The 13,088-nt window shown below is 60.0% G+C and carries 14 protein-coding genes; all 14 read left to right on the top strand.

The features are described 5' to 3' along the window. The first annotated feature begins 184 nt into the window (after positions 1-184). The 14 genes from infC to argR all read left to right on the top strand — a co-directional run bounded on the left by infC (position 185) and on the right by argR (position 13,075). Positions 185-706, top strand: a complete 522-nt coding sequence (gene infC, locus AC06DS_RS07290; RefSeq protein WP_080716109.1) for a translation initiation factor IF-3 — start codon at positions 185-187, stop codon at positions 704-706. 32 nt (positions 707-738) lie between these two features. Then, a complete protein-coding gene (gene rpmI / locus AC06DS_RS07295; protein ID WP_269955193.1) occupies positions 739-933 on the top strand; it encodes a 50S ribosomal protein L35 in 195 nt (64 codons plus the stop codon). A 112-nt stretch (positions 934-1,045) separates the two neighbouring features. Further along, complete coding sequence (gene rplT, locus AC06DS_RS07300; protein WP_011273437.1) at positions 1,046-1,429, top strand: 50S ribosomal protein L20; 384 nt, start codon at positions 1,046-1,048, stop codon at positions 1,427-1,429. A gap of 154 nt (positions 1,430-1,583) precedes the next feature. Next, positions 1,584-2,237, top strand: coding sequence for a hypothetical protein (locus AC06DS_RS07305; RefSeq protein WP_477100374.1), 654 nt, complete (start codon positions 1,584-1,586; stop codon positions 2,235-2,237). Continuing rightward, complete coding sequence (locus tag AC06DS_RS07310) at positions 2,221-2,376, top strand: hypothetical protein (protein ID WP_477100375.1); 156 nt, start codon at positions 2,221-2,223, stop codon at positions 2,374-2,376. The genes AC06DS_RS07305 and AC06DS_RS07310 overlap by 17 nt, the downstream gene beginning before the upstream one ends. Before the next feature lie 19 nt (positions 2,377-2,395). Next, a complete protein-coding gene (locus AC06DS_RS07315) occupies positions 2,396-3,211 on the top strand; it encodes a TrmH family RNA methyltransferase (RefSeq protein ID WP_477100376.1) in 816 nt (271 codons plus the stop codon). Between the two features lie 175 nt (positions 3,212-3,386). Beyond that, the gene (gene pheS / locus AC06DS_RS07320; protein WP_477100377.1) at positions 3,387-4,442 is read left to right on the top strand and encodes a phenylalanine--tRNA ligase subunit alpha; all 1,056 of its coding nucleotides are present in this window, start codon (positions 3,387-3,389) and stop codon (positions 4,440-4,442) included. A 59-nt stretch (positions 4,443-4,501) separates the two neighbouring features. Then, on the top strand, positions 4,502-7,060 hold the full coding sequence (gene pheT / locus AC06DS_RS07325; RefSeq protein ID WP_477100378.1) for a phenylalanine--tRNA ligase subunit beta: 2,559 nt from the start codon (positions 4,502-4,504) through the stop codon (positions 7,058-7,060). A gap of 63 nt (positions 7,061-7,123) precedes the next feature. Next, complete coding sequence (argC, locus tag AC06DS_RS07330) at positions 7,124-8,149, top strand: N-acetyl-gamma-glutamyl-phosphate reductase (protein WP_477100379.1); 1,026 nt, start codon at positions 7,124-7,126, stop codon at positions 8,147-8,149. A gap of 7 nt (positions 8,150-8,156) precedes the next feature. Further along, entirely contained in the window at positions 8,157-9,374 is a 1,218-nt protein-coding gene (gene argJ / locus AC06DS_RS07335) for a bifunctional glutamate N-acetyltransferase/amino-acid acetyltransferase ArgJ (protein WP_477100380.1), read from the top strand. A gap of 75 nt (positions 9,375-9,449) precedes the next feature. Further along, positions 9,450-10,409, top strand: a complete 960-nt coding sequence (gene argB / locus AC06DS_RS07340) for an acetylglutamate kinase (RefSeq protein WP_473963934.1) — start codon at positions 9,450-9,452, stop codon at positions 10,407-10,409. A gap of 2 nt (positions 10,410-10,411) precedes the next feature. Beyond that, the gene (locus tag AC06DS_RS07345; RefSeq protein ID WP_477100381.1) at positions 10,412-11,680 is read left to right on the top strand and encodes an acetylornithine transaminase; all 1,269 of its coding nucleotides are present in this window, start codon (positions 10,412-10,414) and stop codon (positions 11,678-11,680) included. A 10-nt stretch (positions 11,681-11,690) separates the two neighbouring features. Continuing rightward, positions 11,691-12,626, top strand: a complete 936-nt coding sequence (argF, locus tag AC06DS_RS07350; protein ID WP_477100382.1) for an ornithine carbamoyltransferase — start codon at positions 11,691-11,693, stop codon at positions 12,624-12,626. Beyond that, positions 12,611-13,075 (top strand): arginine repressor, encoded by a 465-nt coding sequence (gene argR, locus AC06DS_RS07355; protein ID WP_293791956.1) that lies wholly within the window; start codon positions 12,611-12,613, stop codon positions 13,073-13,075. Before argF ends, argR begins: the two co-directional genes overlap by 16 nt. The last annotated feature ends 13 nt before the right edge of the window (positions 13,076-13,088 follow it).

Genomic DNA, 13,088 nt, shown 5'->3' on the forward strand with positions numbered 1-13,088 from the left:
GAGGTTGGGCTCGGGTCGTGGCCACAGGCACGGATGGGTTCTGAAAATCCGGAAGTGCAATGCATGGAAGCGTGGATATGTTCCCGCTGGTGCTTCTGTGGTTGTGATAGTGGGGGAACACAGGGGATCTTCAGTACTGCAGGGGTCGGTAAGACATTAACCAAACTGCTACTGAGGAGTTCACATTAGCGCAGAAGCTCGCATCAACGACCGTATTCGAGTCCCTGAGGTCCGACTCGTCGGTCCAGGCGGCGAACAGGTCGGTATCGTCAAGACAGACGATGCGCGAAAGCTGGCCTATGAAGCTGACCTCGACCTTGTAGAGGTTGCACCGAACGCCAAGCCACCCGTGGCGAAGATCATGGACTTCGGCAAGTTCAAGTACGAGCAGGCCCAGAAGGCTCGTGAAGCTCGTAAGAACCAGCAGCAGACCGTGGTGAAGGAACAGAAGTTCCGTCCGAAGATCGACGACCACGACTACGAGACCAAGAAGGGCAACGTTATTCGTTTCCTGGAGAAGGGCTCGAAGGTCAAGGTAACGATCATGTTCCGTGGGCGTGAGCAGTCTCGACCGGAACTCGGGTTCCGCCTGCTGGAGCGCCTGGCCAACGACGTCGAAGAGTACGGCGTAGTTGAGACTCGTGCGAAGCAGGATGGTCGCAACATGACCATGGTGCTGGGCCCGATCCGCAAGGGCAAGAAGTAGTAACAGAACTAGTTGTTAGAGGTTTTTCACCAATGAAGCAGAAGACTCACAAGGGCGCCGCAAAGCGCATCAAGATCACCGGCTCTGGCAAGCTGCGTCGCGAGCAGGCTAACCGCCGCCACCTGCTGGAGGGCAAGCCCTCCAAGCGCACTCGTCGCCTAAAGGGTACCGAGGACGTCGCTCCGGCTGACGTCAAGCGCATGAAGCGTCTGCTGGGCAAGGCATAGCGAAAGCCCACCTTTCCACCCCCATTCACCTCACCGCCTCATCGAGTAATGACTGCACTTGCAATAGTGCTTTTGTGAGGCGTGCACAATTTAAAGAAAAGGAAGTATCACCGTGGCACGTGTCAAGCGCTCAGTGAACGCCAAGAAGAAGCGTCGCGAAGTACTGAAGTCCGCTAAGGGCTACCGTGGTCAGCGCTCCCGCCTGTACCGCAAGGCAAAGGAGCAGATGCTCCACTCCAAGACTTACGAGTTCCGCGACCGCAAGGCTCGCAAGAACGAATTCCGTAAGCTGTGGATCCAGCGCATCAACGCTGGCGCACGCCAGAACGGTATGACCTACAACCGTCTGATCCAGGGCCTGCGCCTGGCTGAGATCGAGGTTGACCGCAAGAACCTGGCCGAGCTGGCCGTCAACGATTTCGACGCTTTCACCGCTCTGTGTGAGGCCGCTAAGGCTGCCCTGCCGGAGGACGTTAACGCACCGGCTGCATCCTAAAAGCTAGCCGGAAGGCTTAGTTCACCCTCATCCTGGTTTTTCCAGGGTGGGGGTCTTTTGCGCATTTGGGACTTCTTGACCGACGGATTCCCGATAGATTGAGGTAAAAGCTATCCCTTCGTTTCGCCAGTGTTTCCTGAGGAGATAACCCCCAATGAATGCGTGCACACGACGATCTGCAGCAGTGCTGCTGGCCCTTTCGCTCGCCGGATCCGTTACCGCCTGCAATATGAGCACTAACGAGGATGCCGAGCAGGCAGTCGAGAAAGCCTCTGAGAAAGCGCACGAAGGGGATGTTGCTACCAACGAAAATGGCGCGGGCGAAGATCTTTCTTATGCGGACATGTCCAAGGAAGACTTCGCCGAACAAGCGGCGAAGGCTATCGACGACTGTCTGAAAAACACTACGGATTCCTCCCTTGTGCAGGCCATAGACGAGCTGCCCGACGAAGAGAAGAACCTGCTGAAGCGAGTCGATTCCGTGGAGCACTACGCGGAATTGAGTGATGAAGAAAAGGATCAGGTCTTTGAAACGGCCGACAAGATCTACAACATGCGTCACTACTTTGCGGGAGTCGATGAAATGAACACGGACGACCGTGGCGCATTCGTGGCGGGGCTGAACTTTACGCTGGATGCAATATGGCGCTTTACAGCTGGAAAGGGTGGTATGTCGGTCACCGCAGACCTCGAGAAGGCTGAGGTTGACGAGGGGCGCACAAAGGCCACCTTCCCGCTGGGATCCCTGGACATGAAAATGGGCGGAGTGCCGGGCAACCAGGGGGGAGCCCATGACTGCGGTCGTTGAGGACGGTCAGCTCCGCGTCGATGGTCACTACCTCATCGAGTTGGGTCAGGAGGGCCGAGGCGGAACCGTCACCAAGACCCATGTAGAAAATGGTGTGACCACGACGGAAGAGGCAACCCAACGTCTCTTTGAAGAGTAGGTGCCCTAAGCTGTGGGGTATGAGCCTGCAGGATGCACAGGAAATTTTCACCGAACGAACCCCCAGCGTGGTTAACGCAGCCAAGCTTCACCGTGCGGCTGCGCGCAAGAAGGCGGGGGTTTTCCTCGTGGAAGGGGAGAATAGCGTCGAGGCGGCCATTGCTACCGGCAGCGCCACGGATGTGTTTGTGACTATGGCGGCGGCCGAGCGTTTCGAGCCGATCATTCGTACCGCCGGATACCTCAATGTCTACGTTCACTACATCAACGACAAGGCCGCCAAGCATTTGGCTGATACCGCCACGACCACGGGTTTGTTCGCCGTGTGTAAGCCGGTTTTGTGGTCTGTCGCTAAGGCATTGACGCCGCAGCCAAGGTTGGTGAGCGTTCCCGTGGAAACGAACGACCCCGGCAATGCCGGAACTCTCATCCGAGTGGCCGATGCCATGGGTGCGGATGCCGTGGTGTTCGCCGGGGAGACTGCTGATCCGCAGTCGTGCAAAGCTGCGCGTGCCTCCGCGGGATCGCTGTTTCATGTCCCTGTGGCGCGTTCAACGAATGTGAAAGATGTCCTTGGCCAGTTGCGCGCACAGGGGCTACAGATCGTTGCTACTGCCGCCGACGGGGAAGTGAGTCTGGACGAAGCGGGGGAGATCCTCACCAAACCAACTGCGTGGCTGTTCGGCAATGAAGCGCACGGACTCGGGGAGGAATTGCTGGCGGAAGCAGACCTGCGGGTTTCCATCCCCATACGGGGACGCGCGGAATCTTTGAACCTGGCCACCGCCGCTTCCATTTGCATGTATGAGTCGGCGCGAGCCCAAGCACAAAGTTAACTCGAGCTAACTCGAGCTAGCTAGAGCAAGCTAGAGCTATCTAGACCTAACTAGACACAGCGTCCGGTACAGCGGTTGGGTGGAAGACGAATAGCCCCGGCTAGGTGCGAGGTCGCCCTCGCCGGGTATTATTGACCAGGTTAAGCCGTGCACGTAGACAGAGGAGCGCACACAAGTGACGGATTCCGCGGACACTCCCCAGGTAGAGCTCTCGGAGCAGAGCCTTAACGCTGCCGCCGACGCAGCTGAGAAGGCTTTCACCGACGCTGCAAATCTGGAAGAGCTGGCGGCTGCTCGCCGCGAGCACCTGGGCGACGATGCCCCCATTCCCGCAGCCCGCCGAAGCCTGGGCAGTCTGCCGAAGGAACAGCGCAAGGACGCTGGCCGCATGGTCAACATGGCACGTGGTCGCGTCGAAAAGTGCTTCGGGCAAGTCAAGGCAGAGCTCGAGCGTAAGCGCAATGAGGAAGTCCTGCGCGCCGAGCGTATCGATGTAACCGAACCGACGACACGTGGCCAGCGCGGCGCCCAGCACCCAATCACCATCCTGTCCGAACAAATCGCCGATATTTTCGTCGGCATGGGTTGGGAAATCGCGGATGGCCCGGAGGTTGAGGCGGAGTACTTCAACTTCGACTCCCTGAACTTCATTCCGGACCACCCCGCGCGAACGCTGCAGGATACGTTCCACATTGCCCCAGAGGGATCTGGCCAGGTTTTGCGCACCCATACCTCTCCGGTGCAGATGCGTACGATGCTGTCCCGTGATCTTCCTATTTATATTGCTTGCCCGGGACGCGTATTCCGTACCGATGAGCTGGATGCAACCCACACCCCAGTCTTCCACCAGGTTGAAGGCCTGGCTGTTGATAAGGGTCTGACGATGGCACACCTGAAGGGCACGCTGGATCACCTGGCTAAGACTCTGTTCGGAGAGGAAGCCGAGACCCGCATCCGCCCAAACTACTTCCCATTCACCGAGCCTTCCGCCGAGGTCGATGTGTGGTTTGCAGATAAGAAGGGTGGCGCCGGCTGGATCGAGTGGGGTGGCTGCGGCATGGTCAACCCCAACGTCTTGATCGCTGCGGGTGTAGACCCGGAAGTGTACTCCGGCTTCGCCTTCGGCATGGGCATCGAGCGCACCCTGCAGTTCCGCAACGGCCTGCCCGACATGCGTGACATGGTGGAGGGCGACGTCCGCTTCACCCTGCCATTCGGCGTCCGCGGTTAACCCATATTCACTCTTCAGATCACCCCATTTAAAGCCCCAATAAGGATCTTTCGAACATCATGCTTATTTCCCAGTCGTGGCTGACCCGAATCCTGCAGACTTCCAACCCGCAGTGGAGCGTGAGCGCCGAGGAATTCGACGCTGGCTTCGTCCGCGTCGGCTTTGAGACCGAGGGCTACGAGGCGATCCCTGAGACCACCGGCCCACTGGTGATCGGTCGAGTAGAAAAGATTGAGGAGCTCACCGAGTTTAAGAAGCCGATCCGCTACTGCGATGTGAACGTAGGCCAGGCCAACGGCACTGGCGAGTTGCAGCACATCATCTGTGGCGCTCGGAACTTCGCCGAGGGCGACAACGTTGTTATCGCCCTGCCCGGCACGGTACTGCCCGGTCCCTTCGAGATCTCGGCGCGTAAGACCTACGGCAAAATCTCTGAGGGCATGATCTGTTCTGCGATGGAGGTTGGTCTGGCCAGCCAGCAAAACGCAGGCATCATGACTATTTCTGACGCCGATTTGGCCAGCGCCAACCTCCAGGTAGGCGACGATGCCCGTGGGCTGTTGGGTTTGCAGGACACCATCTTTGATGTGAATATCACCCCAGACCGCGGATACGCACTTTCGGCCAGGGGGCTTGCGCGCGAGTTGGCGTCGAGCTTTAACCTGCAATACCGCGACCCGGCGCAGGACCCGGCGGCAGCAGCGATGCGCGACGACCTTTTCGCCGGCCTGCCCGGCACGGGTGGCGAGGTGCAGGCGCTGAAGGTTGACGCGGACACGAAGTGCTCGAAGTTTGGCATGCGTAAGGTGCGGGGAATTGATCCGAAGGCGGAATCTCCGCTGTGGCTGCAGCGCGAGCTGATGCTTTGTGGTCAGCGCCCCGTGAACCCGGCGACGGACGTGACGAACTACGTGATGTTCCTACTTGGCCAGCCGATGCACGCTTTCGATGCGGATAAGGTCAACGGCGAATTGCACGTTCGCCTGGCAAAGAAGGGGGAGAAGCTCACCACGTTAGACGATGTGGAGCGCACCCTGGATCCGGAAGACGTCGTGATCGCCGATGAGTCCGGCATTCAGTCCCTGGCTGGCGTGATGGGCGGATCGACCTCCGAGATTTCCGATGAGACCACCAACGTGCTGTTTGAAGCCGCTCACTGGAATCAGATCACGGTGGCACGTACGTGCCGTCGCCACAAGCTGTCCTCCGAAGCTTCGCGTCGGTTTGAGCGTGGCACGGATGCGGCGGTTATCGAGGACGCGCTGGACTTCGCTGTTGCACTGCTGGTGAACATTGCCGGCGGCGAGGTGGAGGAGGGGTGCACCCTGTTCGGTGCAGTGCCCGAGATGCCGACGATCACTATGCACACGTCGCGCCCAGGTAAGACTGCGGGCATGATCTATCCCGACGGCACCACTATTTCCCGTCTGCGTGAGGTGGGTTGTGAGGTGCGCGAGACAGGTTCGCGGGACGACAATGGTGCCCGCGAGATCGAGGTCACCCCGCCGAGCTGGCGTCCTGACCTGACGATGCCCGCCGACCTAGTGGAGGAGGTGCTGCGTCTGGAAGGGCTGGAGGATATTCCTTCTGTCGTTCCGACCGCTCCCGCAGGTCGCGGTTACACTCCGCGCCAGCGGATGCGTCGCAATGTGGGTAAGGCTTTGGCATGGGCCGGTTATGCAGAGATTCTGCCGAGCCCGTTCATTGCCAATGATGTATTCGACGTATGGGATCTGCCCGCTGATGATCCGCGTCGCGTGACGGTCAAGGTGCAAAACCCGCTAGAGAGCGATTACGCGCAGATCGGCACCACACTATTGCCGTCGATGATCGAATCGCTGCGTCGCAACGTCACTCGTGGTCAGCGAGATGCAGCCTTGTACGGCGTGGAGCAGGTTTCTGTTCCGAAGTCGGCCGAGCAGTTCTCGCCAATGCCTTCTGTTAAGCAGCGCCCGAGTGACGCCGAGCTGTCCGAGCTGCTGGCTTCGCTGCCCGCACAACCACTTCATGTTGCCGTCGTCGCGACGGGTAATCGCCAGCTGCAGGGCACGTGGGGTGCGCCGGAAGCTTTCACTGCTGCGGATGCCATTGAATCTGCCCGTGTAGTCGCCCGCGCTGCCGGTGTGGAGATTACTCTGCGTAACGCCGAGTACTTGCCGTGGCACCCGGGTCGCTGTGCTGAGATCCTGGTAGGGGAGACGGTCGTCGGGCACGCTGGTGAGCTGCACCCGCAGGTGTGCGAGCGAGCCGAGCTTCCGCCGCGCACCGTGGCCATGGAGATCAACCTGGATGCGCTGCCTTTGGAGGAGACTTTCCCGCGTCCGGTGCTGTCTGCATTCCCGGCCGTTCTGCAGGACATTGCGGTTGTCGTAGATGAGTCCACTCCGGCACAGGCGGTCGAAGATGCTCTTCGGGCTGGTGCGGGCGAGCTGTTGGAAGAGATTCGTCTTTTCGACGTTTATCGCTCCGCGTCCTTGGGTGAAGGCAAGCGTTCGTTGACTTTCAGCCTGCGTTTCCGCGCCGCAGATCGCACCTTGACGGAGGAAGAGGCCAGCAAGTCCCGCGAAGCAGCTCTGCAGGCCGCGGCGGAGCGTGTGGGAGCCACGCTCCGCGCATAGTTGCATAATTCCCACAATATTGAATAATTTGCATTTGTGGGTCACGTAGGGCAGAATCGTCCTATGTTGAAAATTGCAGTAGCAGGCGCCAGTGGGTACGCGGGTGGCGAAGCGCTTCGCCTCCTCCTCAATCACCCAGGCTACGGCGTGGACTTCGAAATTGGTGCGCTGACCGGCGGTTCTAATGCTGGCGCGCGCTTCGGTGATCTCAACCCAGGGCTTCCCGCACTGGCGGATCGCGTGCTCGAGGCCACCACTGAGGATGTTCTCCGCGAGCATGATGCTGCAATCCTGGCTCTTCCGCATGGCGTTTCTGCCTCCCTCGACCTGCCGGAATCTATGAAGATCGTGGACTGCGGAGCTGACTACCGGTTAAAGAACGCAAATCACTGGGCACGCTTCTACGGCACGCCGCACGCCGGCACCCGCACCTACGGCATTCCGGAAATGCCGGGGCACCGAGAGGATATTGCGGCAACGAATTACGTAGCCGCCCCGGGTTGTTTCCCGACCGGCGCGACGATGGCTCTCATGCCAGCTATTGTCAGTGGCCTTATGGCTCCGCAGGTCAGTGTCGTCTCCGTCACGGGAACCACGGGTGCAGGCAAGAAAGCGGCAGTGAATCTCCTTGGTTCCGAGACTATGGGGAACCTCCGTGCTTACGGTGTGGGAACCCACCGTCACGCCCCGGAAATCAAGCAGAGCGTGGAGGAACTCCTTCCTGCTGGTCACTCTTCGGACGACGTGCATGTCACCTTCACACCAGTACTCGCGCCGCTGACCCGCGGAATTCTCACCACAGTCACCGCTCCAGCACGAGGCCAGGCGAGCGATATCCGCCGTGCCTATGAGGACTTCTGCGCCGATGAACCCTTCCTGCACTTGCTGCCAGCTGGCCAGCAGCCGGAGGTAAAAAACGTCGTGGGCTCCAACATGGTTCACCTGCAAGTAGAAGTCGCCGACGGCATGATCATCGCCACCAGCGCCATTGACAACCTCACCAAGGGCACCGCCGGTGCTGCTATCCAATGCCTCAACCTGATGTTCGGTTGGGAAGAAACCGCGGGTCTTCCGCAGACGGGACTGTGATCCGACAATGAATAACCCACAAGAAGCAAACCCAGACACCAGCACGGCACAGAGTACCTCTGCAGAGCTCGGTGTGACTGTTCCTCGGGGCTTCAGCGCTGCCGCGGTGACTGCAGGCATTAAGCCTTCCGGTAAGTCGGATATGGCTCTGATCCGCAATGACGGTCCGGACACTATTGCTGCAGCAATGTTTACCCGTAACCAGGTCACGGCAGCTCCCGTGCGCTACACCAAGGCACATAACGATGGCAGCTTCCATGCAGTGGTCGTCAACTCCGGAAATGCCAATGCCTGCAACGGTGCCCAGGGCGACAAGGATGCCCGTGCCACGGCGGATAAGGCCGCTGAGGTGTTGGGCTGCCAACCCAGCGACGTTGCCGTGTGTTCCACGGGACTTATTGGCGATGTGCTACCGATGGACAAGATCATCTCGGGCATTGATGAGCTCGTAGGAAATTTGGATCAGTCCATTGCGTCAGGAAACGCCGCCGCCCGTGCCATCATGACCACCGATCTCGTGGCCAAGGAAGCCGTCTACCACGGCGACGGCTGGTCCATCGGTGCGATGGGCAAGGGCGTGGGGATGATGGCTCCGTCACTGGCGACGATGCTGGTGTTCATTACTACCGACGCCCACCTTCCCAGTGCCGAGATGGCCCAGCAGGCACTGGCGGGTGCGACCCCGACGACCTTCGACTGCATTGACATCGACGGCGCAACCTCCACCAATGACACCGTGCTGCTTATGGCCTCCGGTGCGTCCGGAGTGACCCCCGAAGCAGAGGAATTTAACGCTGCGATCCACCAGGTGTGCTTAGACATCGCGATGCAGCTGCAGGCGGATGCTGAGGGCGTCACAAAGAGAGTCTCCATCACCGTCGGCGGCGCAGAAACAGACGCGGACGCGCAGACCGCCGCTCGCGTCATTGGCCGCGACAACCTCTTTAAGTGTGCAATGTTCGGCTCGGACCCGAACTGGGGTCGCGTGCTAGCCGCAGTGGGAATGGCACCGGTGAAGATGAACCCAGAGGCCATCAGCGTGTCCTTCAACGGTCACCCCGTGTGCATCAACTCCACCGGTGCCCCCGGTGCGCGGGCGGTCGACCTATCCGGTGCGGACATCGCTGTCGAGGTGGATCTTGGCGTAGGCGAAGGGCGCGCGACGGTATGGACCACCGACCTTTCGTACTCCTATGTAGAGATCAACTCTGAGTACTCCACCTAGCACTCCACCTGGCATGCACCCAGATTTACAAAAGCACCCTGCACCAAGAATCGAATGATTAGGGACTAAGCACCAATGACTTCCAATCACCCGCCCATCGATACCACCGGGCTGACCCCCGAAATGCGCAGCCACGTGCTGGCCGAAGCGTTGCCCTGGTTGCTGCATTACCGCGACAAGATCGTGGTGGTGAAGTACGGCGGCAATGCGATGATCGACGAGGATCTCAAGCGAGCATTCGCCGCCGACATGGTCTTCCTGCGCGCTATTGGTGCCCGCCCGGTCGTGGTGCACGGCGGTGGCCCGCAGATCAACGAAATGCTGAAGACCGTCGGCCTGGAAGGCGAGTTCAAGGGCGGCTTCCGTGTAACAACCCCGGAGGTCATGGAATACGTTCGCATGGTGCTCTTCGGCAAGGTCGGACGCGAGCTCGTTGGCCTGATTAACGAGCACGGCCCATACGCCGTCGGCACCTCGGGTGAGGACGCGGGACTATTCACCGCCTCCAAACGCACCATCACCATCGACGGGGAAGATGTGGATCTTGGGCGTGTGGGGCAGATCGAACACGTCAATGCAGAAAGCTTGCTAGATCTCATCGACGCAGGCCGCATCCCCGTCGTCTCAACGATCGCTCCCGATGACCAAGGGCGTATCTACAACATCAACGCAGACACGGCTGCCGGTGCATTGGCTGGTGCCCTGGGAGCCGAGCGACTGATCGTACTCACGAACGTTAAGGGGCTATACACCGACTGGCCCAACAAGGATTCGCTCGTTTCCAGCCTCACCCCGGAGCAGCTTTCCGACCTGCTACCTAACCTGGATTCCGGCATGGTGCCGAAGATGGAAGCCTGCCTCGACGCCCTGCGTACCGGGGTGCAGGCCGCACACGTCATCGACGGGCGAATCCCGCACTCCGTACTCTTGGAGCTAATGACCACCGGCGGCATCGGCACCATGATCTGCCCCGCAGATTGGGAGGACGTAGACGGAACCGAGATTCCCGCCGCTATCAACTACCGGGAGGACTAGTCATGAGCCAGCACATGAACTCCACCGACTGGCAGAGCCACTGGAACGCCGCCCTGTTCGAAACGTATGGCACTCCGCCGCGCGAGCTCGTGTCCGGTCGCGGAACCGTCGTCACCGACGCAGAGGGCAACGAATACCTCGACCTGCTCTCCGGCATCGCCGTCAATGCTCTGGGGCACGCTCACCCTGCCGTTGTCGACGCCGTGTCGAATCAGATCGCTACGCTCAGCCACACGTCGAACCTTTTCGCCCACCCGCAGGTGATCAAACTCGCTGAGCGGCTCAAGGGACTGGTGGGGAAGCAGGCCGCGGAAGCGCGCGTGTTCTTTTCCAACTCCGGAGCAGAGGCCAACGAAGCGGCCTTCAAGATCGCCCGCGCTACGGGAAGAACCAAAATCCTGGCTGCCGAGCGTGGCTTCCACGGCCGCACCATGGGTGCGCTCGCCCTGACCGGCCAGCCTGATAAGCAAGAACCCTTTAAGCCGTTGCCCGGCGGAGTGGAGTACTACCCCTACGGCGATATCGCGGCTCTCCGGGAGCTGGCGGACGATGACACCGCCGCAATTTTCCTTGAGCCAATTCAAGGGGAGACCGGCGTGATCCCCGCACCGGATGGATTCCTGGCCGCCGTACGCGAATTGTGCGACGAGCACGGCATTCTCATGGTCCTCGACGAGGTACAGGCGGGCATGGGGCGCACCGGCCAGTGGTTCGGCTTCCAGCACGAACCCGATGTGCTGCCGGACGTCATCACCATGGCCAAGGGACTGGGCGGTGGCCTGCCGATCGGTGCAACGCTGGCCCTACCGAAGGCACAACTCCTAGCCAAGGGCATGCACGGAACCACTTTCGGCGGTAACCCCGTGGTCTGTGCCGCTGCGAATGCAGTGATCGACACGATTGAGGCCGAGGATCTATTATCCAACGTCACCACCCAATCGCAGGCTTTCCGCGACGGTCTGGTCGACCACCCCAGCGTGCAGACGATCCGCGGACGCGGGCTCATGCTGGGCATCGTGCTGGATGAACCGCTGACACTCGACCCGCTTGATTACGGGCTGATTGTGAACAAACCCCAGCCCGACGTGATCCGCATTGTTCCCCCGCTGAACATCTCGGCTCAGGAGGTGCAGGGTGGCGTCACCAAGATAAGGCAGATGCTGGACGACAACCGCGAACAGAGCGAACAGAGCTCGAGTAAACAGAGCTCGAGTAAACAGAGCTCGAGTAAACAGAGCTCGAGTAAACAGAGCTCGAGTAAACAAAACTAAGGAACACCACATGACGAACTCCCTTAACAACGGGCCGCTGCGCCACATGCTGGCCGACGATGACCTCACCCCGGAAGAGCAGGCCGAAGTGCTGGCATTGGCCGAGGAACTGAAGGACAATCGCTACAGCAATGGCTATCGCAACCTACTGGAACGTCGCTCTGTCGCAGTCTTGTTCGACAAGACCTCTACGCGCACGCGCTTTTCTTTTGACGCCGGCATCACCGAGCTGGGCGGCAATGCCATCGTCGTAGACAGCGGCAGTTCCCAGATGGGCAAGGGCGAGACCTACCAGGACACCGGCGCGGTACTGTCCCGTTACGCCACCGCTATCGTGTGGCGCACCGGTGCCCACGACAATCTGCACCAGATGGCAGAGACCGCGAGCGTTCCGATTATCAACTCGCTGTCCGATGACTTCCACCCCTGCCAAATCTTGGCGGATCTCGTGACCATCAAGGAACACAAGGGAAAGCTCCAGGGTCTGAGTGCCGTGTACTTTGGCGACGGTGCGAACAACATGGCAAACAGCTACATGCTGGGCTTTGCCACCGCGGGAGTGAACATCACCATCGCCGCACCGAAGGGTTTCCAGCCTGCGGCAGAGTTCGTTGAGCGAGCGCAGAAGCGGGCGGAGCTGACCGGTGCGACCGTTACCGTAACGGATAAGGTCGATGCCACCGGCGCAGATGTGGTGATCACCGATACGTGGCTGTCAATGGGACAGGATGCCTCCGAGGATCGCAGTGCGCTGCGCCCGTACCAGGTAGACGAAAAACTAATGGGCACCGCCAAGGACGATGCGATCTTCCTGCACTGCCTGCCGGCCTACCGCGGCAACGAAGTGACTACCGAGGTGATCGACGGGCCACAGTCTGTGGTCTTTGACGAGGCGGAAAACCGCCTGCATGCACAAAAGGCGCTGATGGTATGGCTTCTTCGTTAACCCGCACAGCACGGCAGGACATGATCGGGCGCATCATCGGCGCTGAGAAAGTAGCCAGCCAGCGCCAGCTGCTCGGTATCCTCGTCAACCGCGGCATCGACGTCACGCAGGCAACGCTGTCTCGCGACCTGGTGGATTTGGGTGCCAAGAAGGTGCGCGTAGGAGGAGAGGTCTACTACTCCCTTTCCGACGATGTACGGGTGGACGGGCCGGACAAGCTGCGACGAGTGCTGGCAGAATTGCTGGTTGACCATGACCACTCGGGAAACATCGCGGTGCTGCGTACTCCGCCAGGTGCGGCGCAGTACCTGGCCAGCATTTTGGACCGCTCGGATGTTAACCGGGTGGTGGCCACCATTGCCGGTGACGACACTGTGTTTGTCCTGGCGCGAGAGCCCCTCAATGGCAAGGAGCTGGGGGAGTATTTCTTCCACCTGGCACAAAGCTAAAATCAAATAACGG

The sequence above is a fragment of the Corynebacterium sp. TUM25015 genome (assembly GCF_056393505.1).